This window comes from Pseudomonas sp. Kh14 (assembly GCF_900291005.1).
Taxonomy (GTDB): domain Bacteria; phylum Pseudomonadota; class Gammaproteobacteria; order Pseudomonadales; family Pseudomonadaceae; genus Aquipseudomonas; species Aquipseudomonas alloputida.
On sequence record NZ_OLKJ01000003.1, the window covers coordinates 66,933 to 89,079 of the forward strand.

The window sequence follows — 22,147 nt, forward strand, 5'->3', positions numbered from 1 at the left end:
TCCAATGAGCCTTAACATTTTCTGGTTCCTCCCCACCCACGGTGACGGCAAGTACCTCGGCACTTCCGAAGGCGCACGTGCGGTCGACCACGGTTACCTGCAGCAGATCGCGCAGGCCGCCGACCGCCTTGGTTTTGGTGGGGTGCTGATCCCGACCGGGCGCTCCTGCGAGGACTCCTGGCTGGTGGCCGCGTCGCTGATCCCCGTGACCCAGCGCCTGAAGTTCCTTGTAGCTCTGCGCCCGGGCATCATTTCGCCGACCGTGGCAGCACGCCAGGCGGCCACCCTCGATCGCTTGTCCAATGGCCGTGCGCTATTCAACCTGGTGACCGGTGGTGATCCGGACGAGCTGGCGGGTGACGGCCTGCACCTGAACCACCAAGAGCGCTACGAAGCTTCGGTCGAGTTCACCCGTATCTGGCGCAAGGTGCTGGAAGGCGAAAACGTCGATTACGACGGTAAGCACATCCAGGTAAAGGGCGCCAAGCTGCTCTACCCACCGATTCAGCAACCACGCCCACCGCTGTATTTCGGCGGCTCCTCCGAGGCCGCTCAGGACCTGGCGGCCGAACAGGTCGAGCTGTACCTGACCTGGGGCGAGCCACCGGCAGCCGTTGCCGAGAAGATCGCACAGGTGCGCAAAAAAGCGGCCGCTCAAGGGCGCGAAGTGCGCTTCGGTATCCGCCTGCACGTGATCGTGCGGGAAACCAACGAAGCGGCTTGGGCCGCCGCCGAGCGCCTGATCTCTCACCTGGACGATGACACCATCTCCCGCGCCCAGGCCTCGCTGGCGCGTTTCGACTCGGTGGGCCAGCAACGCATGGCCGCCCTGCACGGCGGCAATCGCGACAACCTGGAAGTCAGCCCCAACCTGTGGGCAGGTGTTGGCCTGGTACGGGGCGGCGCGGGTACCGCGCTGGTGGGCGACGGCCCTACCGTGGCAGCACGGGTCAAGGAATATGCCGACTTGGGCATCGATACCTTCATCTTCTCGGGTTATCCACACCTGGAAGAGTCTTACCGCGTGGCGGAGCTGCTGTTCCCGCACCTTGATGTGCAGCGCCCAGAGCAGCCGAAAACGGGTGGTTATGTAAGCCCGTTCGGCGAGATGGTGGCTAACGACATCCTGCCCAAATCTGTGTCGCAGAGCTGAGGGCCTGGCCATGAGTCGTGCAACTTCTTCCAACCTGACCCAGCGCTTGGCGCCGTGGGCGCTGCCGGTGCTGCTGTTGGCCATATGGCAACTGGCCATCAGCGCTGGCTGGCTGTCGACGCGTATCCTGCCGGCACCTAGCGCAGTGGTAAGCGCGGGCGTCGAGCTGGTGCGCAGCGGCGAAATCTGGACCCACCTGGCCATCAGCGGCTGGCGTGCAGGCCTGGGCTTTGTCATCGGCGGCAGCATCGGCCTGGTACTGGGCTTCATCACCGGCTTGTCGAATTGGGGTGAACGCCTGCTCGACAGCTCGGTACAGATGATCCGCAACGTGCCCCACCTCGCGCTGATTCCACTGGTGATTCTGTGGTTCGGTATCGACGAATCGGCAAAGATCTTTCTGGTCGCGCTGGGTACGTTGTTCCCGATCTACCTGAACACCTACCACGGCATCCGTAACGTTGACCCAGCGTTGGTGGAAATGGCGCGCAGTTACGGCTTGTCCGGTTTCGGCCTGTTCCGCCAGGTGATCCTGCCGGGGGCGCTGCCTTCGATCCTGGTGGGTGTGCGTTTCGCCTTGGGTTTCATGTGGCTGACGCTGATTGTTGCCGAAACCATTTCGGCCAACGCCGGCATCGGTTACCTGGCAATGAATGCTCGCGAATTTCTTCAGACCGACGTGGTAGTGCTGGCCATCGTGCTGTATGCCGTGCTCGGCAAGCTTGCCGACCTTGCGGCCCGAGGCCTGGAGCGTGTGTGGCTGCGTTGGCACCCGGCCTATCAAGTTGCCAGGAAGGAGGGCGCATGACCGTGCTCAAGGAACAGCCGCCACGCCTGCTGCGTGGCACCCCGCTGGCCTCCAAGGGCCTGCGCAAGACCTTTGGCCAGCGCGAAGTTTTGAAGGGTATCGACCTGCACATTCCGGCCGGCCAGTTCGTGGCCATCGTCGGCCGCAGCGGCTGCGGCAAGAGCACTTTGCTGCGGCTGCTGGCCGGGCTGGACCAACCCTCCGCCGGGCAGCTGCTGGCCGGTGCTGCGCCGCTGGAGGAGGCCTGTGAAGAAACCCGCCTGATGTTCCAGGACGCGCGGCTGCTGCCGTGGAAGAAGGTGATCGACAACGTTGGCCTTGGGCTGTCTGGCGACTGGCGCCCGCGTGCGCTGGAGGCCTTGGATGCGGTTGGCCTGGCAGACCGCGCCAACGAATGGCCGGCAGCGCTCTCGGGAGGCCAGAAACAGCGCGTGGCTTTGGCCCGAGCCTTGATTCACCAGCCCCGCCTGCTGCTGCTGGACGAGCCACTGGGGGCGCTGGATGCATTGACCCGTATCGAGATGCAGCAACTGATCGAACGCCTGTGGCGTCAGCACGGCTTCACTGTGCTGCTGGTCACCCACGACGTCAGCGAGGCGGTTGCCGTGGCGGATCGGGTGATTCTGATCGAGGACGGCGAGGTCGGGCTCGACCTCACTGTTGACCTGGCACGGCCCCGGGCGCGGGGTTCGCACCGTCTGGCCGCGCTGGAAAGCGAAGTGCTCAACCGTGTTCTGTCCACCCCGGGCACTGCGCCCGAGCCGGATCCTGTAGCCCCTCTGCCCACGCAGCTGCGTTGGGCGCATTGAATCCCAGAAGCCAAAAGGAAACAAACCATGACTATCAAAGCCATCAACGTTCGTAACCAGTTCAAAGGTACTGTGAAAGAAATCCTCGAAGGCCCGGTACTGTCGGAAATCGACGTGCAGACGGCTTCGGGTATCGTCACTTCGGTGATTACCACCCGTTCCGTGCGGGAGCTGGAGTTGCAGGTGGGCAGTGAAGTGATTGCCTTTGTGAAGTCGACTGAAGTGTCTATCGCCAAGCTGTGATGCGGCGGCTTGATATTGGGGCTGCTTTGCAGCCCTTCGCGGGCACGCCCGCTCCCACAGATACTTCGCAAGCTCCAGGGTGCGCGCGGGCTCTGTGGGAGCGGGCTTCCCCGCGAAGGGCCGCCAAGCGGCCCCAGATTTCTCAGCTGGAACGCTTGGCCAGAAACGGCGGCAGATACAACCCCAGATACGCTTCGAACACCCGCTTGCCTTCCTCGGCCATGCGCGGGGTGATCGCCTCGTGCAGCTGCACCGACCGTGCATACACCCGGTCGCTCAACTCCATGGCCAGGGCAAACACATCCACATCCGGTGGCATCACCGGCAGGTGAAAATGCTGGTCGAACAACTTGTGCATCAAGTCGCCCAGTTCCATGTCGTGCTGCCGGTCGGCCTGCACTACCTCGCTCAGGCCATGCTGCGCCAGGATCAACTGCCGCGCCGCCGCATCCTCGTGATAGATATCAAGCATGCGTTGTTCGATCAGCCGTGACAGTTCGTGCCAGGTACTGAACGCGCTGCTGTCGATAGGAGCGCTCAGGGCTTCGCGAAACGCCCGGTGCACATCTGCAGTAAGTGCCTCCAGCAAGGCCGGCACGCTGGCGAAGAAGTGGTACACCGACGAAGGCGGAATCTGCGCCCGCTCGGCCACGCTGTAGATAGAAAGTGCTGCCACCCCTTGTTCGGCCAACAGCTCACGCGCAGCCGCCAGGATCGCCTCGATCCTGGCCTGGCTGCTGGCGCGCGGCTTGCGCGGGGTGGTGGTGCGGTTCATCAACTGCTGATTGCCAGGATGCTGGCCTGGTAGGCGCCGACGAACAGGTCGAAGTCACCGACTTCGTCTTGCTCCAGCTCGGACTGCCTGGCGAGCGACTCGCGGGCCAGCGTCTCGAATGCTTGCTGCTTTTCGTTGCTCAGCGGTTGCTCGCGGAAAGTCTCGGCGTGCACACGGCTCTGGCGCAGCGAGAACTGGACGAAGCTCTCGTCATGCTCGGTCATGCGTGCCAGCACCTGGGCCGACGGGGTCAGCGAGGTGTCGTCGACCTTGGCCTGCTGCGCATCCAGGGCCTTGGCGTGCTCATCAGTGCCTTGCGCCTGGTCGAGCAGATTGGCCAATTGGCGGATACGCTCGATCAGCTCGCTGGCCCAGTCTTTCAGGCTGATCGGCTGGCCATTGCGGTGCAACTCCAGGCCCGGACGACGACCTTCCTTGACCACGGTCAGGAAGTTGCTGGTGCACTGGCCGCACTCGCCGTTGTCCAGTTGCGGGCTGTCTTCCAAGGCGCAGAACAGCAGGAATGCGTCGAGGAAGCGCGCCTCGGTCAGGTCGATACCGACCGGCAGGAACGGGTTGATGTCCAGGCAGCGCACTTCCACATACTGCACACCCCGCGAGGTCAGGGCCTGGATCGGCCGCTCGCCGGTGTAGGTGACACGCTTGGGGCGGATGTTCGAGTAGTACTCGTTTTCGATCTGCAGAATGTTGGTGTTCAGCTGAACCCACTCACCATCCACATGCGTGCCGATTTCAACGTAAGGCGGGTAGGGCGTGCCAACGGCCTTGCGCAGGCTGTCGGTGTAGCTGGCCAGGTTGTTGTAGCAGGGTGTAAGACCGGCCTGGGCGTTGCTTTGGTAACCCAGGTCGCTCATGCGCAGGCTGGTGGCATAAGGCAGGAACAGGGTTTCGGCATCCAGCTCTTCGAGCTGGTGCGGGCGGCCACGCAGGAAGCCTTTGTCCAGGGCCGGCGAGGCGCCGAACAGGTACATCAGCAGCCAGCTGTGGCGGCGGAAGTTACGAATCAGCGCGATGTAGGCCGACGACTGGTAGTCGCGGTCATTTTCCGTGCTGCCTTCGGCTTCGCGCAGCAGTGGCCAAAGCGCTTCGGGCAGCGAGAAATTGTAATGAATACCGGCGATGCACTGCATGGTGCGGCCGTAACGCAGGGCCAGGCCCTTGCGGTAGACGTGTTTGAGCTTGCCGATGTTCGAGCTGCCGTACTCGGCGATCGGGATATCCTCCTCGGCCGGCAGCGTGCACGGCATCGACGGGCTCCACAGGTATTCGTCGCCCAGCTTGCTGTAGACGAAACGGTGGGTCTCTTCGAGGTTTTCGAGCACCTTGGCCGGGTCGGCCAGCGCTGGGGTGATGAACTCCAGCAGCGACTCGGAATAATCGGTGGTGATCTGCTCGTTGGTCAGCGCCGATCCCAGTGCTTCCGGATGCGGGGTCTGGGCCAGGCGACCTTCATCGGTCACGCGCAGGCATTCGCGCTCAATACCGTGCAGGCACTGCTTGAGCAGGGGGAGATTGGCGCCGAGCAGGCTCAGGCGGCGGTTGAGGAGTTCGCTCAAGATGTATTCCTTCACGCGTCAGTCGCCCCAATATGGGGGTAGAGATAACGGTCTACAAGGGTAGGAAGAAAGGAACTGGCGTTGTCGCCTGGTTTACGCGGTTCCAGCAGTGCCAGCGCACTGCTGAAAATACCGCAGATACTGCTTGGTGAGCTAGAGAACCGCGAAGGTTCCTTGCGCTTTGGCCACCAGCTTGTCGCCCTGAACTACGTCGGCGTCGACCACCAGGGTGCGCCGCCCAGCGTGCAGCACGCGGGCGGTGCACAGCACTTCGCCGTCGCTGACGGCACGCATGTAGTTGATCTTGCACTCGATGGTGACGCTTTGCTGGTCAAAGCCATGGCTGGCCGAGCAGGCCAGGCCCATGGCGATGTCCACCAGGCTGAATATCGCCCCGCCGTGCAGCTTCTGGCCACGGTTGCGCAACTGTGGCTCGAGCGCCAGGGCTACCTCGGCAACACCGCTGTCCAGGTGTTGCAGGCGGCAGCCCAGCAGCTGGCTGAAGGCGCTTTCGACGTATTCGCGAGGTACGTCCATTACTTCTTCTTCAGTTGCTTGGCGTTGGCGAACAGCGAGGCCATGGCATTGTTGGCCGGCGCAGCCGTGGCGGTTTCACGCTGGCGCGGTGCCTGCGGCTGGCGATTGCCGCCATTGCCACGATTACCACCGCGGTTGCCTTCGACCTTCTCGCCCGGGGTGTCGCTCATGCGCATGGACAGGCCGACGCGTTTGCGCGGGATGTCCACTTCCATGACCTTGACCTTGACCACATCGCCGGCCTTGACCGCTTCACGCGGGTCTTTGACGAACTTCTCCGACAGCGCCGAGATATGCACCAGGCCGTCCTGGTGCACGCCGATGTCGACGAAGGCGCCGAAGTTGGTAACGTTGGTCACCACGCCTTCGAGGATCATGCCCGGTTCCAGGTCCTTGAGGTCTTCGACGCCGTCCTGGAAGGTGGCGGTCTTGAACTCCGGACGCGGGTCGCGGCCGGGCTTGTCCAGCTCTTGCAGGATGTCGGTGACGGTTGGCAGGCCGAAGGTTTCGTCGGTGAACTTTTTCGGGTCCAGGCGCTTGAGGAAGCTGCTGTCACCAATCAGCGAGCGGATATCGCGGTCGGTATCGGCAGCAATGCGCTGCACCAGCGGGTAAGCCTCAGGGTGCACCGCAGAGGCGTCCAGCGGGTTGTCGCCGTTCATCACGCGCAGGAAGCCGGCGGCCTGCTCGAAAGTTTTCTCACCCAGGCGGCTGACCTTTTTCAGTGCTGCCCGGGTGGCAAACGGACCATTGGCATCGCGGTGGGCGACGATGTTCTGTGCCAGGGTGGCATTGAGGCCGGAGATGCGCGTCAGCAGCGCCACCGAAGCGGTGTTCACGTCCACGCCCACGGCGTTCACACAATCCTCGACCACCGCGTCCAGGCCACGTGCCAGTTTCAGCTGGGACACGTCGTGCTGGTACTGGCCGACACCGATGGATTTCGGATCGATCTTCACCAGTTCGGCCAGCGGATCCTGCAGGCGGCGGGCGATCGACACGGCGCCGCGGATCGACACGTCCAGGTCTGGGAACTCGCGGGCGGCCAGTTCCGATGCCGAGTACACCGAAGCACCGGCTTCGGAGACCATGATCTTGGTGATTTTCAGGGCTGGATATTTCTTGACCAGCTCGGCCACCAGCTTGTCGCTTTCGCGGCTGGCGGTACCGTTGCCGATGGCGATCAGCTCCACCGAGTGTTTGGCGCACAGTGCGGCCATGATGGAAATGGTGCGGTCCCAGTCGTTCTTCGGCGCGTGCGGGTAGACCGTGGTGTGGTCCAGCAGTTTGCCGGTTGCGTCGACCACGGCGATCTTGCAGCCGGTGCGCAGGCCCGGGTCGAAGCCCAGGGTGGCGCGCGGGCCGGCCGGGGCGGCCAGCAGCAGATCGTGCAGGTTGTGGGCGAACACGTTGATCGCCTCGCCTTCGGCATTGTCACGCAGCTCGCCGAACAGGTCGGTCTCCAGGTGGGTGTACAGCTTGACCTTCCAGGTCCAGCGCACCACTTCACCCAGCCACTTGTCGGCCGGCCGGCTGCGGTTCTCGATGCCGACGTGGTTGCCGATCATCAGCTCGCACGGATGCAGGGTGCCGGGCAGTTCTTCGCCGACCTTCAGCGAGACGCTCAACACGCCTTCGTTGCGCCCGCGGAAGATCGCCAGGGCACGGTGCGATGGCGCAGTACGCAGCAGCTCGTCATGAGCGAAATAGTCGCGGAACTTGGCGCCTTCTTCTTCCTTGCCGGCCACGACGCGGGCGCTGAGCACGGCTTCCTGCTTGAGGTAGCTGCGCAGCTTGTCGAGCAGGGCGGCGTCTTCGGCAAAGCGTTCCATCAGGATGTACTTGGCGCCTTCCAGCGCGGCCTTGACGTCGGCCACGCCCTTTTCGGCGTTGACGAAGCGTGCGGCTTCGCTTTCCGGGGCCAGGGTCGGGTCGTTGAACAGGCCATCGGCCAGTTCGCCAAGGCCGGCTTCCAGGGCGATCTGGCCCTTGGTGCGGCGCTTCTGCTTGTACGGCAGGTACAGGTCTTCGAGGCGGGTCTTGGTGTCGGCCAGCTTGATCTCGCGGGCCAGTTCCGGGGTCAGCTTGCCCTGTTCCTCGATGCTGGAAAGGATGCTGGCGCGGCGCTCGTCGAGTTCGCGCAGGTAGCGCAGGCGCTCTTCCAGGTGGCGCAACTGAGTGTCGTCAAGGCTACCGGTCACTTCCTTGCGGTAGCGAGCGATGAAGGGCACGGTCGAGCCTTCGTCCAACAGGCTCACGGCCGCCTCGACCTGCTGCGGGCGTACGCCCAGTTCCTCGGCGATACGGCTGTTGATGCTGTCCATGTAAACCACCTGACATTTGTGAATACGGGGGTCGCCTGTGGGCTTTTTGCCCGGCGGCGCTGGATGAAAGCCGCGCATTATACCCATCGCAAACGGCTTGCGGTGATGGCGCCCGGCCAGCCGGAACTGGCGCCGGGGGAAAAATCTGCTAACAATGCTCACGCAACGTGCAGCAATGGCTACGCCATAATGCGCGGCGATATCAGAGGAGTTATTCATGACCGGCACGCCAAACACCGCTGAAGGTGACAAGATTCTCATCGTCGACGACGATCCGGGGCTTAGCAGCCTGCTGGAACGTTTCTTCACCAGCAAAGGCTACCGTGCCCGTGCGGTGCCCAACACCGAGCAGATGGATCGCCTGCTGCAACGCGAGGTGTTCAACCTGGTGGTGCTCGACCTGATGCTGCCTGGCGAGGATGGCCTGTCCGCCTGCAAGCGCCTGCGCCAGCAGAACAACCAGATCCCGATCATCATGCTGACCGCCAAGGGCGACGAGCTCAGCCGCATCAAGGGCCTGGAGCTGGGCGCCGACGACTACCTGGGCAAGCCTTTCAACCCGGACGAACTGATGGCCCGAGTCAAGGCAGTGCTGCGTCGCCAGGCGCCGAGCGTGCCGGGAGCGCCGGGCAGCGAGGACGAGTCGGTCACCTTCGGCGACTATGAGCTGTCGCTGGCCACCCGCGAGCTCAAGCGTGGCGACGAAGTGCACATGCTCACCACCGGCGAGTTCGCAGTGCTCAAGGCCCTGGTGATGCACGCCCGCGAGCCGTTGACCCGCGACAAGCTGATGAACCTGGCGCGCGGCCGCGAATGGGATGCGCTGGAGCGCTCCATCGATGTGCAGATCTCACGCCTGCGTCGCATGATCGAGCCGGACCCGTCCAAGCCGCGTTACATCCAGACCGTCTGGGGCGTGGGCTACGTGTTCGTACCGGACGGAAACGCCGGAAAATGATGCCTGGACGTCGATGAAAACACCGCTCTGGTTTCCGCAAAGTTTCTTCGCCCGCACCCTGTGGCTGGTGTTGATCGTCGTTCTGTTCTCCAAGGCGCTGACCCTGGTCTACCTGCTGATGAACGAGGACGTGCTGGTCGACCGTCAGTACAGCCATGGTGTAGCGCTGACCTTGCGCGCCTATTGGGCCGCCGACGAAGAAAACCGCGACAAGATCGCCGAGGCGGCAGGTCTTATCCGGGTGACCGGCTCGGGTGTGCCCGAAGGCGAGCAGCATTGGCCCTACAGTGAAATCTACCAACGGCAGATGCAGGCCGAACTGGGTGACGACACCGAAGTGCGGCTGCGCATTCATGCACCGCCCGCGTTGTGGGTCAATGCGCCAAGCCTGGGTCCGGGTTGGCTGAAAGTGCCGCTGTACCCGCATCCATTGCGCGGGCAGAAGATCTGGAACGTGCTGGGCTGGTTCCTGGCCATTGGCTTGTTGTCCACAGCATCGGCGTGGATTTTTGTACGTCAACTCAACCAGCCGCTCAAACGCTTGGTGTTCGCTGCCCGCCAGCTTGGCCAGGGGCGCAGTGTGCGCTTGCCAATCAGCGATACCCCCAGCGAGATGACCGAGGTGTACAAGGCGTTCAACCAGATGGCCGAGGATGTCGAGCAGGCCGGGCGCGAGCGTGAGTTGATGCTGGCCGGGGTTTCCCACGACTTGCGCACGCCACTGACGCGTCTGCGTCTGTCGCTGTCTTTGCTGAACAGCGACAACGAGCTGAGCGATGACATGGTTCGCGATATCGAGGACATGGACGCGATTCTCGATCAGTTCCTGGCCTTCATCCGCGATGGCCGTGACGAGCCGGTGGAAGAGGTCGACCTTGCTGACCTGGTGCGTGAGGTGGTGGCTCCGTACAACCAGCCGGTAGAGCGTGTGCGCCTGTGCCTGGAGCCGATTCCACCGTTCCCGCTGCGCCGGGTTTCGCTCAAGCGCATGCTGGGCAACCTGATCGGCAACGCCCTGCACCATGCTGGCAAGGGGGTCGAGGTGGCTGCCTATGTGTCAGGTGACGAGAGTGCGCCGTATGTGGTGCTCAGTGTGCTGGACCGGGGCACCGGTATTGACGAGTCGGAGCTGGAAACCATCTTCAACCCGTTCATTCGCGGTGACCGGGCACGGGGCGGCAAGGGCACCGGGCTGGGGCTGGCGATCGTCAAGCGGATTGCTGCGCAACATGGCGGGAACGTGGAGTTGCGTAACCGGTCTGGCGGCGGGATCGAGGCGCGGGTCAGGTTGCCGCTGGGGTTGCTGCTGCCGCGTAATGCTGTGTGAGGCTCACTGGCCTCTTCACGGCTAAAGCCGCACCTACAGGGATTGTGCAGTACCTGTGGCAGCGGCTTAGCCGCGAAGCGGCGGGTACAGCCTTGAATCAGCCTTTGCCCTTGGTCCGGGTCTGATTGGGCCCGCCATTCTTCTCCAGGTGCTCGATGATCATCCCGGCGACGTTCTTGCCGGTGGTGACTTCGATGCCCTCCAGCCCTGGCGACGAGTTTACCTCCATCACCAACGGCCCGTGGTTGGAGCGCAGGATATCCACACCCGCCACGCTCAACCCCATCACCTTGGCCGCCCGAATGGCGGTGATGCGCTCTTCAGGGGTGATTTTTATCAGGCTGGCGACGCCACCCCGGTGCAGGTTGGAGCGGAACTCGCCCGGTTTGGCCTGACGCTTCATCGAGGCAATTACTTTGTCGCCTACCACGAAGCACCGGATATCTGCGCCACCGGCCTCCTTGATGTACTCCTGCACCATGATGTTCTGCTTGAGGCCCATGAACGCTTCGATCACCGACTCGGCCGCCTGGGGGGTTTCGCACAGCACCACGCCAATGCCCTGGGTGCCTTCCAGTACCTTGATCACCAGCGGGGCACCGTTGACCATCTGGATCAGATCGGGGATGTCGTCCGGCGAGTGGGCGAAACCAGTGATCGGCAGGCCTATACCGCGGCGCGACAACAGTTGCAACGAGCGCAGCTTGTCGCGCGAGCGGGCAATGGCTACCGACTCGTTGAGCGGGTATACGCCCATCATTTCGAATTGGCGCAGCACCGCGCAGCCATAGAACGTAACCGAAGCACCTATGCGCGGGATCACGGCATCGAAGCCTTCCAGCGGCTTTCCGCGGTAGTGGATCTGCGGCTTGTGGCTGGCAATGTTCATGTAGGCCCGCAGGGTATCGATCACCACCATTTCGTGGCCACGCTGGGTACCGGCTTCGACCAGGCGGCGGGTGGAATACAGACGCGGATTGCGCGACAGCACAGCGATCTTCATGCAGCACCTGTGACAGGGGAAAGGGTGGCCGGGAAGGCCGGTTTGTCTTGTACGTATTTCAGGCCTGGGTTCACTACCAGCTGGCCGTGTATCAGGGCCTTGGAGCCAAGCAACAGCCGGTAGCGCATGTTCTTGCGGCAGGCCAGTGTGAACTCCACCTCCCACACACCATCACCCAGCGCCAGTGACGTGCGGATGACGTAGCGGGTCTGGGCGTGGCCGTTGGAGCTCTTGATGGTTTTCATCGTCACCAACGGTGCCTCGCAGCGGCGGTGGCGCAACTGCACCACCGAGCCCAGGTGCGCAGTGAAGCGAACCCAGGGCTGGCCGTCGCGCTCGAAGGGTTCCACTTCGGTGGCATGCAGGCTCGACGTGCTGGCACCGGTGTCGATCTTGGCGCGCAGCCCGGCCACGCCGAGGTCAGGCAGGGCGACCCACTCGCGCAGGCCGATCACAGTCAAATGGTCAAATGTCTTCACGAAGCGCACCCTGCGAATAAGGTGGTGAACTTTAAGCACGGCGGGGACTTTTTGCATCCGTATGTGAAGGTAGTACAGTTCGATGAAAGACAGAATCCGAGGTAACGGGATGGCACAAAAAGCCGAAGACGACGACAAGGTTCGCCTGGACAAATGGCTGTGGGCGGCGCGCTTTTACAAGACGCGAGCGCTGGCCAAGGCGGCGATCGAGAGTGGCAAGGTGCATTGCCGGGGCGAGCGTTGCAAGCCGGGCAAGGAGCCGCGGGTGGGCGACGAGTTCGTGCTGCGTACGGGCTTCGATGAGCGCACGGTGGTGGTGAAGGCGCTGTCGGTGGTGCGTCGTGGTGCCCCAGAGGCGCAGGCGTTGTACGAGGAAACTGAAGAAAGTGTGCGTCGCCGTGAACAGGCGGCTGAGATGCGTAAGGCCGGGGCCATGGGCGTGACCACCGATGGCCGGCCGACCAAGAAGCAGCGGCGGCAGATTCACCAGTTGCATGGAAGTTACGATTGAATGGGGCTGCTGCGCAGCCCCAAAAATCTAGCGCAACACCGCCATTCTTCCGACCAACGGTAACGTGGACAGTAGCTTGAACAACGGCGCTGTCCAGCGCATCAACGCCTCGCTGCCTTTGGCCGCCAGCGGCGTGTAGTAGCTCCAGCCCAGTGCCAGTACGGCCATCAGCAAGCCGCCGATGTAGTCGTCCTGCCCCCAGTGGGCACCGGCCACCAGGCGCGGCAGCATGAACAGCGCTGCGAGCCCCCAGACCACCAGGTATTGCGCAAGACCGCGGCTGAACACGCTCATGAACAGCGCCCAGATCAGCAGCACCGAGGCGTGATCACCCGGGAAACTCTTGCTGGAGCGGTCCTTGAGTTCCCAGGCAGCCTCCAGGTTCGGGTAATAGTCACTCAGGTGCACGACGTCGTCGAAGATCATCGATGGACTCTTGTGTTGCCACCCGGCTGCATCCACCCACTTGGAAAACAGCGCACGAATCACCACTAAGAGGAGTAGCGTGACCAGAAAACCGAAAAATGCCTGGCGAACCTGAGCAGCCTTGAACACCCAGTCACCACGAATGAGCACCGCCAGCAGGATCAGGCCGACGACGATGTCGAACGGGCGTAGGCTGCCGATGGTCCAGATGTAGCGCCAGGTGGTGCTATCGGCCAGCGGCGCGTTCAGGCTGCGGAACAGCCACTCGTCGAAAGTCAGGCACAGGATCTGGCCAATAGGCCATAACCAGAAACACAGTAGAGCGATGGGAAGCAGCGTACAGGCTGCCAATGGCCCCCAGGACCACCTTGCTTGGAACAGTGGTCGATTGTCCATAAAATACCTCTATTGCAAACAGGAATCGGAGCGCCTTGTGAGCGCTCTGTCACGGGTTCTCGCCGGTTTTCGACAACCCTTGTAACCATTTTGTCATCATTTTTTAGATAGCCGAAACCTATGAGCGATTTGCCTGATACCGATTTCACCCAACGTTTCATCTTCGACGAGCGCGATGTGCGCGGCGAGTGGGTGTCTCTCGATGACAGCTACGCCGCGGTGTTGGCGCGTCATGAGTACCCCCAGCCGGTCAAGGTGCTGCTCGGCGAGTTGATGGCCGCCACCGCCTTGCTGGTGGGTGCGATGAAGTTCGATGGCCTGCTGATTCTGCAGGCGCGTTCGGCCGGGCCGATTCCGCTGCTGATGGTGGAATGTTCCAGTGAGCGCGAGATTCGTGGCATGGCCCGCTACGAAGCGGACCAGATTCCGGCTGGTGCCACCCTGTCGCAGCTGATGCCCGACGGCCACCTGACCCTGACCATCGACCCGGTCAAGGGCCAGCGCTACCAGGGGACCGTCGACCTCGATGGCGCCAACCTGTCTGAATGTTTCACCAACTACTTCGTCCAGTCGCAGCAGCTCAATACCCGTTTCTGGCTCAATGCCGCAGGCGGCAAGGCCCGTGGGCTATTGCTGCAGCAACTTCCGCGTGATCGCCAGCCGGATGATGAAGAGCGCGAAGACAGCTGGCAGCATGTGGTCGCCCTGGCCAAGACGCTCAAGCCTGAAGAGTGGAAAGAGGGCAACGAAACCCTGCTGCACCGCCTGTATCACGAAGACGCCGTGCGCCTGTTCGATATCCAGCCACTGCGCTTCAATTGCAGCTGTTCGCGGGAACGCTCCGGCAATGCGCTGGTCAGTCTGGGCGAGCACGACGCCAAGGCGCTGGTGGACGAATGTGGCGGGACGGTAGAGATCGATTGCCAGTTCTGCAACGAGCGCTACTTCTTCGATGCCAGCGATGTGGCGCAATTGTTTGCGGGTGGCGGTACTGACGTGGCCTCAGAAACTCGTCACTGAAACGTTAAATCACAGGATAATCTCCTGTCGAATTGCGCAAAAGCGCAGTTCTGACAGGAGGGGCCTACTTTTTTTGGGCGTTTCTGGCATAATCCGGCCACTTTTTTCGCTGTAGTAGTTTTTTCAAGACAACTACAAAACGTTTGGAGCACTCGGCCTCGGGCCGGATGGGGTATCTCATGACGCAAGCCAACAACACCGTGTACACCGACCTGAGCGTCGATGAGCTGGTAAAAGAAGCGCTGCAACGCGGTGAAGGCGTACTAGCCGATACTGGCGCACTGGTCGTGGAGACTGGTCACCGTACCGGCCGTTCGCCGGCTGACCGTTTCATCGTCGAAGAACCTTCCACCCAGGACGCCATTGCCTGGGGCCCGATCAACCGCAAGTTCCCGGCCGACAAGTTCGATGCCCTGTGGGACCGCGTCGAGGCGTTCAACAACGCCCAGGATCACTTTGTTTCCTACGTTCACGTAGGGGCGGCCGCCGAGCACTACCTGCCGGTGAAGATGACCACCCAGACCGCCTGGCAGAACCTGTTCGGTCGTTGCCTGTTCATTAACCCGGAGCAGTACAACCCGGCTGGCCGTGGCGAGTGGCAGGTCCTCAACGTTGCCAACTTCGTGTGCGAACCTGAGCGTGATGGCACCAACTCCGACGGTTGCGTGATCATCAACTTCGCCCAGAAGAAAGTGCTGATCGCTGGCATGCGCTACGCCGGCGAAATGAAGAAAGCCATGTTCTCGGTGCAGAACTTCCTGCTGCCGGCTGCCGACGTACTGCCTATGCACTGCGCGGCCAACATCGGTGAAGAAGGCGATGTAACCTTGTTCTTCGGCCTGTCCGGCACTGGCAAGACCACCCTGTCGGCTGACGAAAGCCGTTACCTGATCGGTGATGACGAGCACGGTTGGGGTGAAGGCGTTGTCTTCAACATGGAAGGCGGCTGCTACGCCAAGTGCATCGACCTGTCCGAGAAGAACGAGCCGGTCATCTGGAAAGCCATCAAGCACGGCGCGGTACTGGAAAACGTCGTTCTCGACGCCAACAAGCACGCCGACTACACCGATGTCAGCCTGACCCAGAACAGCCGTGCGGCCTACCCGCTGGAGCACGTTGCCAAGCGTTCGGAAGCGAACCTGGGTGGCGAGCCTAATGCAGTGATCTTCCTCACCTGCGACCTGACAGGTGTTCTGCCTCCGGTTTCGATCCTGAACAACGAGCAGGCGGCCTACCACTTCCTGTCCGGCTACACCGCGCTGGTCGGTTCCACTGAAATGGGCTCGGGCGGCGGCATCAAGTCGACCTTCTCCACCTGCTTCGGCGCACCGTTCTTCCCGCGTCCGGCTGGCGAGTACGCTGAGCTGCTGATCAAGCGTATCAACGGTTTCAACTCCAAGGTCTACCTGGTCAACACCGGCTGGACTGGTGGTGGCTACGGCGTTGGCAAGCGCTTCAGCATCCCCACCACCCGTGCCGTGATCGCTGCTATCCAGAGCGGCGCACTGGTCGGTGCCGAAACCGAGCACCTGGACATCATCAACCTGGACGTGCCGAAGGCCGTTCCGGGCGTTGAAACCGAACTGCTCAACCCGCGCACCAACTGGGCTGACAAAGCGGCCTACGACGAGGCTGCCAAAGGTCTGGCCAAGCTGTTCATCGAAAACTTCAAGAAGTTCGAAGTTTCCGACGCCATCAAGGCCGCTGGCCCGCAGCTGTAAGCCGAGCTCAGCCGCAACGAGAAAGCCGCCCCCAGGGGCGGCTTTTTTGTGGGTGCGGGCTTGCCCGCGAAAGGGCCGGGCCTGCTGGCCAATTTCCACCCGCGATTCACCGTCGCAGCCGCCATCGTATTCGCGGGTAAACCCGCTCCTACACATTGATCGGTGGTGGGCGCAGGCCGTCGTAGGAGCGGGCTTGCCCGCGAAGGGGCCCGCATAGGCAGCGAAAGTCTGGTTTTTCTGTTTCACTGTCAGCATCCATTGCGAAGACAAGAGCCAGCCAGATGACCGAAGCCCTTCAGCGAATTGCCTTCTCCCACTTCCACCCGATCCTCACCCGCCCCCAGGACAACGACCTGAACGGACACATCGCCGGTGCAACGGTGCACAGTTTTTTTGAAACCGCGATACAGGCGTTTCTCGTCGAACAGGCCGAACTGGACCTGCGGCACGGTGAACTGGCCGCCTTCGTGGTCAGTTCGGCTGCGGATTTCTACGCGCTACCGGGCTTCCCGGATTTGTTGGAAGTGGGGTTGGGAGTGACGCGTCTGGCGGGCAGCACGGTAGAGTACCGGCTGGCGCTGTATCGCCCGGGCGAACCGGAGGCGTGCGCAGCAGGCACGGTAGTGCAGGTGTTCATCGAGCGCGACAGTGGCCGGCCTGTGGCGTTGCCAGAGGCGCTGCAGGTTATCCTGTCCGGCCTCGTGCTGGAGCGGCAGGCATAAAAAAGCCCCGCTGGCAGGGGCGGGGCTTTTGTTGCCGGGGGCAGGGCCCTCAGGCGTTAGTCGCGCCAGTGGCGCTTGTGCTTGCGGTGACCATAGTGGTGACCACGGTCCCAGTGACGACGGTCGTCGTCGTAGCCGCGACGATAGCGGCGGCCATCGCGGTAATCGTCTTTGTCGGCCTCTTTGCCCAGGTAGTTACCCAGCGCACCACCGGCACCACCGCCGGCTGCCGCGCCAATGTAGCTACCCGTGGTGCCGCCCACGGAGCGACCGACCACGTTACCACCTGCAGCGCCCAGCGCGCCGCCGATAGCGGCCTCACCACGCTGGCGTTTGTCTGCGCCCAGGGCGCCACCTGCCGCACCGCCCAGACCGGCACCAATGGCGCCGCCGGTGCTGCCACCGATGGAGTTGCCCACGACTGAGCCCAGTACCCCACCCAATGCGCCGCCAATGCCGGCTTCGGTGGTGCCGCCTGCCATGGCAACGCCGCTGAGCAAGCTGAAAGACAACAACAGAATCGAGGAGTACTTCTTCATCAAGAGAGCCTCATAGGGATGACGAGGCGAATTTGAGGCTAAGAGGCGTGGCTGGCAACGGAAATCCGACGAGTAACACGAGTTGTACACAATTCTCTAACTTGCTGTATTTACTATGAAACTTTATCGTTTTTAGGCTGTCTGAGACCTTTATGACAAAGCCCTGAGCCGCCACGGAACAGGGCTTTTTTCGTTTTTACAGGATACGCCTGTCCTCGCTCGCACGCTCCAGCTTGATGGCAATGAACTTCGATGTCGGCGTATGGCTACCAACGCCAATGCTCTCCAGCGGCACCAGCGGGTTCACCTCCGGGTAATACGCCGCCGCCTGCCCGGCAGGTATGTCGAAGGCCAGCAGGGTAAAGCCTTGCACCCGGCGCACATGTTCATCCCCCCACAGCGAAACGATGTCGACCTTCTGCCCCGGCTGGAAGCCCAGGCGGATGATGTCGGCTTCGTTGGCGAACAGCACCTCGCGCTGGCCGCGCACACCGCGGTAGCGGTCGTCCAGGCCGTAGATAGTGGTGTTGTACTGATCGTGCGAGCGCATCGATTGCATGATCAAGTCTGGCAACTGGCCGCTGGCGCGTACGCGTTCGTCAAGCAGCGTGTCGGGCAGCAGGTTGGCTTTGAAGTTGGCGCGGCCGGTGCTGGTCGCCCATTCGCGGCTGGCCGCGCTGTTGCCCAGATAGAAGCCACCCGGGTGACGCAGGCGCTGGTTGAAGCCGCTGAAACCGGCAATGGTGTCGCCGATCAGGTCGCGGATACGGTCGTAGTCGGCCACCAGCCAGTGCCAGTCCACCGGTTGCTTGCCCAGCGTGGCGGCGGCGATGCCAGCGATCACCGCAGGCTCCGAGCGCATTTGCGTCGACAGCGGCTTGAGCTGGCCGTTGGAGGCGTGGACCATGCTGAACGAGTCTTCCACCGTGACTGCCTGCGGCCCTTCGGCCTGCAGGTCGATGTCGGTGCGGCCCAGGCATGGCAGGATCAGTGCCTGCTTGCCATGGACCAAGTGGCTACGGTTGAGCTTGGTGCTGATGTGCACGGTCAGTTCGCAGTTGCGCAGCGCCTGGGCGGTACGCTCGGTGTCGGGTGTGGCTTGGGCGAAGTTGCCGCCCAAGCCGATGAAAACCTTGGCCCGGCCATCGAGCATCGCATGAATGGCTTCGACGGTGTTATGGCCATTGCGCCGTGGCACAGGGAAGCCAAAGCGCTTTTCGATGGCATCCAGCAGCGCCTCTGGCGGGCGCTCGTTGATGCCCATGGTGCGGTCACCCTGCACGTTGCTGTGGCCACGCACCGGGCACAGGCCGGCACCGGGCACGCCGATGTTGCCACGCAGCATCTGCAGGTTGACGATTTCCTGAATGGTCGGCACCGAATGACGGTGTTGGGTGATGCCCATCGCCCAGCACATGATCACCCGCTTGCCCCGGCAGTACATGCGCGCGGCCAGTTCGATATCGGCCAGGGACAAGCCGGACTGTGCCTGGATGTGCGACCACGGCGTGGCGTCCACCACGGCCAGGTATTCATCGACGCCATGGCCATGTTCGGCGATGAAGGCGTGGTCGAACACGGCCGGTTCGCCGTTGGCCTGGGCTTCGCGTTCCCATTGCAGGACGAACTTGGCCATGCCGCGCAGCATCGCCATGTCGCCACCCAGGGCCGGGCGGAAGAAGGCGGTGTTGGTCGGACGGTCACTGTTGGTCAGCATTTCCAGTGGGTTCTGGGGGTGCTGGAAGCGTTCCAGACCACGCTCCTTGAGCGGGTTGATGCACACCACCTGGGCGCCACGCTTTACCGCATCACGCAGTGGGTCGAGCATGCGCGGGTGATTGGTGCCGGGGTTCTGGCCCCAGACAAAAATGGCGTCGGCGTGCTCGAAGTCGTCGAAAGTGACTGTACCTTTGCCGACCCCGACGCTTTGCCCCAATGCCACACCGCTGGCTTCATGGCACATGTTCGAGCAGTCAGGGAAGTTGTTGGTGCCGTAGGCGCGCACGAACAGTTGGTACAGGTACGCCGCTTCGTTGCTGGCACGTCCCGAGGTATAGAATTCGGCCTGGTCAGGGTTGGCCAGCTTGTTCAGTTCGCGAGCGATCAGGGCGAAGGCGGCATCCCAGCTGATCGGCAGGTAACGGTCGCTGGGTGCGTCGTAGACCATCGGTTCGGTCAGACGCCCTTGGTACTCCAGCCAGTAGTCGCTTTGCTGCAGCAGCGAGGTGACGCTGTAACGGGCGAAGAAGGCAGCATCGACACGGCGCTTGGTGGCTTCCCAGTTCACCGCCTTGGCGCCGTTCTCGCAGAACTTGACCATGCCGCTTTCCGGCGAATCCCCCCAGGCGCAGCCGGGGCAGTCGAAACCGCCGTTCTGGTTGGTCTTGAGCAGGGCGCGAATGTTCTTCAGCGCGTTATCGCTGCCGGCCCATGCCTTGGCCACGCTACGCAGTGCGCCCCAACCGCCGGCGGGGCCGTGGTAGGGCTTGTAGCGAGGGGGGGAGGCTGGGGTGTTGTCCGGAAATTGTTGGTACGAGGTCACGACTGTTACGACTCCGCCGCTGGGCTGTAGACCCGCGGTGCGCTGTGCTTGGGCAAGTGGATAAGGTTGAGGTTGTGCTTGCGCGCCCATTGCAGGGCAAGGCCGGTGGGCGCCGACAGGCTGACCAGGGTCTGGATGCCGGCACGCAGTACTTTCTGGATCAGCTCCAGGCTGCAGCGGCTGGTGACGATGGCCAGGCCACCCTGGGTGTCGATGCGTTGCCGCAGCAGGGCGCCGATCAGTTTGTCGAGGGCGTTGTGCCGGCCGATGTCTTCGCGGCCGAGCAGCAATTGGCCTTGGCGGTCCATGAACAGTGCTGCATGCACGGCACCGCAATGCTGGCCCAGTGGCTGGAAGGCGTCGATGCGCTCGCGCAGGCCGACCAGCCACTGGGCCGGGGGTAGGGGCGCACCCGGCAACACGGCCAGATCCGGTAGTGCCTGCTCCAGGGCCTCGACCCCACACAGGCCGCAACCACTGGTGCCGGCCAGTTGGCGGCGCTGGTTTTTCAGGTTCCAGAACGCCCGGCTGGAGATTTCCAGGTCGGCGTACATTGCCGAGCCGCTGCCGGAGAGCTTGAGGTCGTAGATTTCTGCGGTGCCTTCGACAATGCCGCTGCCGACGCTGAAACCGACGGCGAAGTCTTCCAGATCGGTAGGGCTGACCAGCATCACCGCCTGGTTGAGGCCGTTATAGACAATGGCCAGGGCCACTTCCTCGGCCAGCGGGGTGCTGTCGCGTTTGGCGTCGCTGAGCTGGACGTAATCGTAGGTGTTGCTGGCGGCGGGCATGGACAAGGGCGATGAGGCCGCGCAGACCGGAGGCTTGCTGTTCATCGGGGCGCTGAATACCGGCGGCTTTCTGATAGCACAAGCCTAGGCGCGTGGGCCGGCGGCGTCTAATCGCTAGGGTCTATGCCTTGATAGACCGCGTCGATTGGTCGCGCAGGGCGGAAGTGGTAAAGCTGACCTAGACTCCTGTGTCCAAGGTTTCGTCAACAAGGAGAGCGCAATGAGCCTGTTCAGTTTCGTGAAGGAAGCCGGCGAGAAGTTGATCGACCTGCTGACCCCTGGCAACGCCAATGCCGACGAGCAGCTTAAGAAACACGTGGAAGCTGTTGGCCTGGGCAACCCCAACATCACCGCCACTGTAGAAGGAGACAAGATCATCCTCAAGGGTGAAGTGGCCAGCCAGGAAGAGAAGGAGAAGATCATTCTTGCAGCCGGCAACATCAATGGTGTGGCCTGCGTGGATGACCAGATCACTGTGACAGGGCCAGTGGTCAAGGCGGCCCGGTTCGTTACGGTGAAAAAGGGCGACACGCTATCGGCCATTTCAGTCGTGGTTTATGGCAACGCCAACCAGTACAACAAGATTTTCGAGGCCAACAAGCCGATGCTGTCGCACCCGGACAAGATTTATCCGGGGCAGGTGCTGCGTATTCCTGAATGATCTCTGAAACCTGTACCGGCCTCTTCGCGGGCGCGCCCGCTCCCACAGGTTGAGCGCCCTCTCACGGCTGGCGCAGTAACTGTAGGAGCGGGTTCACCCGCGAAGAGGGCCTCATAGGCCTACCAGTAACTCCCGGTAATCCTCGACCGCCGCAAACTCTTCAGTATCCCGCGGCCCTGCTTTGCTATCCGGCTGGCGCACCGCCAGCAAGTGCCCCACACCAAACCGCCGTGCACTGCGCAGAATTGCCAGCGTGTCATCAATGAACAGGCTGCGTTCCGGTTCGAAGCCGATATCCGCCTGCAGGGCATCCCAGAACTGCGGGCTCTCCTTCGGGTAGCCATAGTCGTGCGAGCTGATCAGCCGCTCAAAGTACGGTGCCAGCTCCACCCGTTCCAGCTTCAGCGACAGCGAGTCACGGTGGGCATTGGTGATCATCACGACACGCTTGCCGGCCTGGCGAATCGCCGCCAGGAAGGTATCGGCATCCGGGCGCAGGGCAATCAGGTCGGCAATTTCCCGCTTCAGCTCGCGAATGGGCAGGCGTAGCTCGCGGCTCCAGAAGTCCAGGCAGTACCAGTTCAATGTGCCGGCATTGCGTTCGAACAGCGGTTGCAGCTCCATTTCCGCCATGGCCCGGCTTACACCGTGCAGCTCGGCATAGCGCTGGGGCAGGTGGTCCAGCCAGAAGCGGTTGTCGTAATGCAGGTCGAGCAGGGTGCCATCCATGTCCAGCAGGACGGTATCGATGGCAGACCAGGGAAGAACAGGCATGGGAAACTCTCGATCAGTCGGCAAGCCACGGTATAGTAACCCGTTCACGCC

22 protein-coding genes are annotated in these 22,147 nt (G+C 62.5%); 11 read left to right on the forward strand and 11 right to left on the reverse strand.

Going from position 1 to position 22,147, the window contains the following annotated elements:
• Nucleotides 1-4 precede the first annotated feature (4 nt).
• From ssuD to FQ668_RS00405, 4 genes are read left to right on the forward strand one after another with little or no spacing between them, the layout of a single operon-like run.
• Nucleotides 5-1,153 (forward strand): FMNH2-dependent alkanesulfonate monooxygenase, encoded by a 1,149-nt coding sequence (ssuD, locus tag FQ668_RS00390; RefSeq protein WP_014589332.1) that lies wholly within the window; start codon nucleotides 5-7, stop codon nucleotides 1,151-1,153.
• Between the two features lie 10 nt (nucleotides 1,154-1,163).
• On the forward strand, nucleotides 1,164-1,961 hold the full coding sequence (gene ssuC / locus FQ668_RS00395) for an aliphatic sulfonate ABC transporter permease SsuC (RefSeq protein WP_019438888.1): 798 nt from the start codon (nucleotides 1,164-1,166) through the stop codon (nucleotides 1,959-1,961).
• Nucleotides 1,958-2,770: an aliphatic sulfonates ABC transporter ATP-binding protein gene (gene ssuB / locus FQ668_RS00400; RefSeq protein WP_019438887.1), complete on the forward strand. Its 813-nt coding sequence runs from the start codon at nucleotides 1,958-1,960 to the stop codon at nucleotides 2,768-2,770. Before ssuC ends, ssuB begins: the two co-directional genes overlap by 4 nt.
• 27 nt (nucleotides 2,771-2,797) lie before the next feature.
• Nucleotides 2,798-3,013: a molybdopterin-binding protein gene (locus FQ668_RS00405; protein WP_003255829.1), complete on the forward strand. Its 216-nt coding sequence runs from the start codon at nucleotides 2,798-2,800 to the stop codon at nucleotides 3,011-3,013.
• A gap of 142 nt (nucleotides 3,014-3,155) precedes the next feature.
• On the opposite strand, the gene FQ668_RS00410 is transcribed toward FQ668_RS00405, so the two are convergent.
• The 4 genes from FQ668_RS00410 to FQ668_RS00425 form a co-directional block, all read right to left on the reverse strand.
• Entirely contained in the window at nucleotides 3,156-3,788 is a 633-nt protein-coding gene (locus FQ668_RS00410; protein WP_010951618.1) for a TetR/AcrR family transcriptional regulator, read from the reverse strand.
• Complete coding sequence (gene gshA, locus FQ668_RS00415) at nucleotides 3,788-5,380, reverse strand: glutamate--cysteine ligase (protein WP_144179821.1); 1,593 nt, start codon at nucleotides 5,378-5,380, stop codon at nucleotides 3,788-3,790. Before gshA ends, FQ668_RS00410 begins: the two co-directional genes overlap by 1 nt.
• A 138-nt stretch (nucleotides 5,381-5,518) precedes the next feature.
• A complete protein-coding gene (locus FQ668_RS00420; protein ID WP_010951620.1) occupies nucleotides 5,519-5,902 on the reverse strand; it encodes a PaaI family thioesterase in 384 nt (127 codons plus the stop codon).
• Nucleotides 5,902-8,226: a Tex family protein gene (locus FQ668_RS00425; RefSeq protein ID WP_014589335.1), complete on the reverse strand. Its 2,325-nt coding sequence runs from the start codon at nucleotides 8,224-8,226 to the stop codon at nucleotides 5,902-5,904. The genes FQ668_RS00420 and FQ668_RS00425 overlap by 1 nt, the downstream gene beginning before the upstream one ends.
• Nucleotides 8,227-8,443: 217 nt before the next feature.
• Between FQ668_RS00425 and ompR the strand changes: the two genes are divergently transcribed.
• Both ompR and FQ668_RS00435 read left to right on the forward strand, forming a co-directional pair.
• Nucleotides 8,444-9,184, forward strand: coding sequence for a two-component system response regulator OmpR (gene ompR, locus FQ668_RS00430; protein ID WP_012270052.1), 741 nt, complete (start codon nucleotides 8,444-8,446; stop codon nucleotides 9,182-9,184).
• Nucleotides 9,185-9,197: 13 nt separating this feature from the next.
• On the forward strand, nucleotides 9,198-10,511 hold the full coding sequence (locus FQ668_RS00435; protein WP_014589336.1) for an ATP-binding protein: 1,314 nt from the start codon (nucleotides 9,198-9,200) through the stop codon (nucleotides 10,509-10,511).
• A gap of 97 nt (nucleotides 10,512-10,608) precedes the next feature.
• Here the strand turns inward: FQ668_RS00435 and rimK are convergent, their stop codons facing one another.
• A complete protein-coding gene (gene rimK / locus FQ668_RS00440; RefSeq protein WP_003255817.1) occupies nucleotides 10,609-11,514 on the reverse strand; it encodes a 30S ribosomal protein S6--L-glutamate ligase in 906 nt (301 codons plus the stop codon).
• On the reverse strand, nucleotides 11,511-11,993 hold the full coding sequence (locus FQ668_RS00445; RefSeq protein WP_004576370.1) for an ATP-dependent zinc protease: 483 nt from the start codon (nucleotides 11,991-11,993) through the stop codon (nucleotides 11,511-11,513). The genes rimK and FQ668_RS00445 overlap by 4 nt, the downstream gene beginning before the upstream one ends.
• A gap of 109 nt (nucleotides 11,994-12,102) precedes the next feature.
• On the opposite strand from FQ668_RS00445, the gene FQ668_RS00450 reads away from it, so the two are divergent.
• Nucleotides 12,103-12,504 (forward strand): RNA-binding S4 domain-containing protein, encoded by a 402-nt coding sequence (locus FQ668_RS00450; protein ID WP_003255812.1) that lies wholly within the window; start codon nucleotides 12,103-12,105, stop codon nucleotides 12,502-12,504.
• A 27-nt stretch (nucleotides 12,505-12,531) separates the two neighbouring features.
• Here FQ668_RS00450 and FQ668_RS00455 read toward each other — a convergent pair whose 3' ends face one another.
• Entirely contained in the window at nucleotides 12,532-13,326 is a 795-nt protein-coding gene (locus tag FQ668_RS00455; RefSeq protein ID WP_019438884.1) for a phosphatase PAP2 family protein, read from the reverse strand.
• A 120-nt stretch (nucleotides 13,327-13,446) separates the two neighbouring features.
• Between FQ668_RS00455 and hslO the strand changes: the two genes are divergently transcribed.
• The 3 genes from hslO (at nucleotide 13,447) to FQ668_RS00475 (ending at nucleotide 16,789) form a co-directional block, all read left to right on the forward strand.
• The gene (hslO, locus tag FQ668_RS00460; RefSeq protein ID WP_019438883.1) at nucleotides 13,447-14,346 is read left to right on the forward strand and encodes an Hsp33 family molecular chaperone HslO; all 900 of its coding nucleotides are present in this window, start codon (nucleotides 13,447-13,449) and stop codon (nucleotides 14,344-14,346) included.
• A gap of 179 nt (nucleotides 14,347-14,525) precedes the next feature.
• On the forward strand, nucleotides 14,526-16,067 hold the full coding sequence (locus tag FQ668_RS00470; protein ID WP_019438882.1) for a phosphoenolpyruvate carboxykinase: 1,542 nt from the start codon (nucleotides 14,526-14,528) through the stop codon (nucleotides 16,065-16,067).
• A gap of 281 nt (nucleotides 16,068-16,348) precedes the next feature.
• Entirely contained in the window at nucleotides 16,349-16,789 is a 441-nt protein-coding gene (locus FQ668_RS00475) for a thioesterase family protein (RefSeq protein WP_014589341.1), read from the forward strand.
• Between the two features lie 56 nt (nucleotides 16,790-16,845).
• Here the strand turns inward: FQ668_RS00475 and FQ668_RS00480 are convergent, their stop codons facing one another.
• The 3 genes from FQ668_RS00480 to fdhD form a co-directional block, all read right to left on the reverse strand.
• Nucleotides 16,846-17,328, reverse strand: coding sequence for a glycine zipper domain-containing protein (locus FQ668_RS00480; RefSeq protein ID WP_010951626.1), 483 nt, complete (start codon nucleotides 17,326-17,328; stop codon nucleotides 16,846-16,848).
• Between the two features lie 196 nt (nucleotides 17,329-17,524).
• Nucleotides 17,525-19,870, reverse strand: a complete 2,346-nt coding sequence (locus FQ668_RS00485) for an FdhF/YdeP family oxidoreductase (RefSeq protein ID WP_019438881.1) — start codon at nucleotides 19,868-19,870, stop codon at nucleotides 17,525-17,527.
• A 5-nt stretch (nucleotides 19,871-19,875) separates the two neighbouring features.
• Entirely contained in the window at nucleotides 19,876-20,706 is an 831-nt protein-coding gene (gene fdhD, locus FQ668_RS00490) for a formate dehydrogenase accessory sulfurtransferase FdhD (RefSeq protein ID WP_019438880.1), read from the reverse strand.
• Nucleotides 20,707-20,881: 175 nt separating this feature from the next.
• On the opposite strand from fdhD, the gene lysM reads away from it, so the two are divergent.
• Complete coding sequence (gene lysM / locus FQ668_RS00495) at nucleotides 20,882-21,322, forward strand: peptidoglycan-binding protein LysM (RefSeq protein ID WP_014589344.1); 441 nt, start codon at nucleotides 20,882-20,884, stop codon at nucleotides 21,320-21,322.
• Nucleotides 21,323-21,433: 111 nt separating this feature from the next.
• On the opposite strand, the gene yrfG is transcribed toward lysM, so the two are convergent.
• On the reverse strand, nucleotides 21,434-22,096 hold the full coding sequence (gene yrfG, locus FQ668_RS00500) for a GMP/IMP nucleotidase (RefSeq protein WP_003255795.1): 663 nt from the start codon (nucleotides 22,094-22,096) through the stop codon (nucleotides 21,434-21,436).
• Between the last annotated feature and the right edge of the window lie 51 nt (nucleotides 22,097-22,147).

Bases quoted from the DNA above. Each gene is read 5' to 3' on its own strand.
- ssuD (WP_014589332.1), top strand. From the start codon at position 5: ATGAGCCTTAACATTTTCTGGTTCCTCCCCACCCACGGTGACGGCAAG.
- lysM (WP_014589344.1), top strand. From the start codon at position 20,882: ATGAGCCTGTTCAGTTTCGTGAAGGAAGCCGGCGAGAAGTTGATCGAC.
- ssuC (WP_019438888.1), top strand. From the start codon at position 1,164: ATGAGTCGTGCAACTTCTTCCAACCTGACCCAGCGCTTGGCGCCGTGG.
- FQ668_RS00480 (WP_010951626.1), bottom strand. From the start codon at position 17,328: ATGAAGAAGTACTCCTCGATTCTGTTGTTGTCTTTCAGCTTGCTCAGC.
- hslO (WP_019438883.1), top strand. From the start codon at position 13,447: ATGAGCGATTTGCCTGATACCGATTTCACCCAACGTTTCATCTTCGAC.
- FQ668_RS00450 (WP_003255812.1), top strand. From the start codon at position 12,103: ATGGCACAAAAAGCCGAAGACGACGACAAGGTTCGCCTGGACAAATGG.
- ssuB (WP_019438887.1), top strand. From the start codon at position 1,958: ATGACCGTGCTCAAGGAACAGCCGCCACGCCTGCTGCGTGGCACCCCG.
- FQ668_RS00475 (WP_014589341.1), top strand. From the start codon at position 16,349: ATGACCGAAGCCCTTCAGCGAATTGCCTTCTCCCACTTCCACCCGATC.
- rimK (WP_003255817.1), bottom strand. From the start codon at position 11,514: ATGAAGATCGCTGTGCTGTCGCGCAATCCGCGTCTGTATTCCACCCGC.
- FQ668_RS00435 (WP_014589336.1), top strand. From the start codon at position 9,198: ATGAAAACACCGCTCTGGTTTCCGCAAAGTTTCTTCGCCCGCACCCTG.
- fdhD (WP_019438880.1), bottom strand. From the start codon at position 20,706: ATGAACAGCAAGCCTCCGGTCTGCGCGGCCTCATCGCCCTTGTCCATG.
- FQ668_RS00455 (WP_019438884.1), bottom strand. From the start codon at position 13,326: ATGGACAATCGACCACTGTTCCAAGCAAGGTGGTCCTGGGGGCCATTG.
- FQ668_RS00420 (WP_010951620.1), bottom strand. From the start codon at position 5,902: ATGGACGTACCTCGCGAATACGTCGAAAGCGCCTTCAGCCAGCTGCTG.
- FQ668_RS00405 (WP_003255829.1), top strand. From the start codon at position 2,798: ATGACTATCAAAGCCATCAACGTTCGTAACCAGTTCAAAGGTACTGTG.
- ompR (WP_012270052.1), top strand. From the start codon at position 8,444: ATGACCGGCACGCCAAACACCGCTGAAGGTGACAAGATTCTCATCGTC.
- FQ668_RS00470 (WP_019438882.1), top strand. From the start codon at position 14,526: ATGACGCAAGCCAACAACACCGTGTACACCGACCTGAGCGTCGATGAG.
- FQ668_RS00410 (WP_010951618.1), bottom strand. From the start codon at position 3,788: ATGAACCGCACCACCACCCCGCGCAAGCCGCGCGCCAGCAGCCAGGCC.
- yrfG (WP_003255795.1), bottom strand. From the start codon at position 22,096: ATGCCTGTTCTTCCCTGGTCTGCCATCGATACCGTCCTGCTGGACATG.
- FQ668_RS00425 (WP_014589335.1), bottom strand. From the start codon at position 8,226: ATGGACAGCATCAACAGCCGTATCGCCGAGGAACTGGGCGTACGCCCG.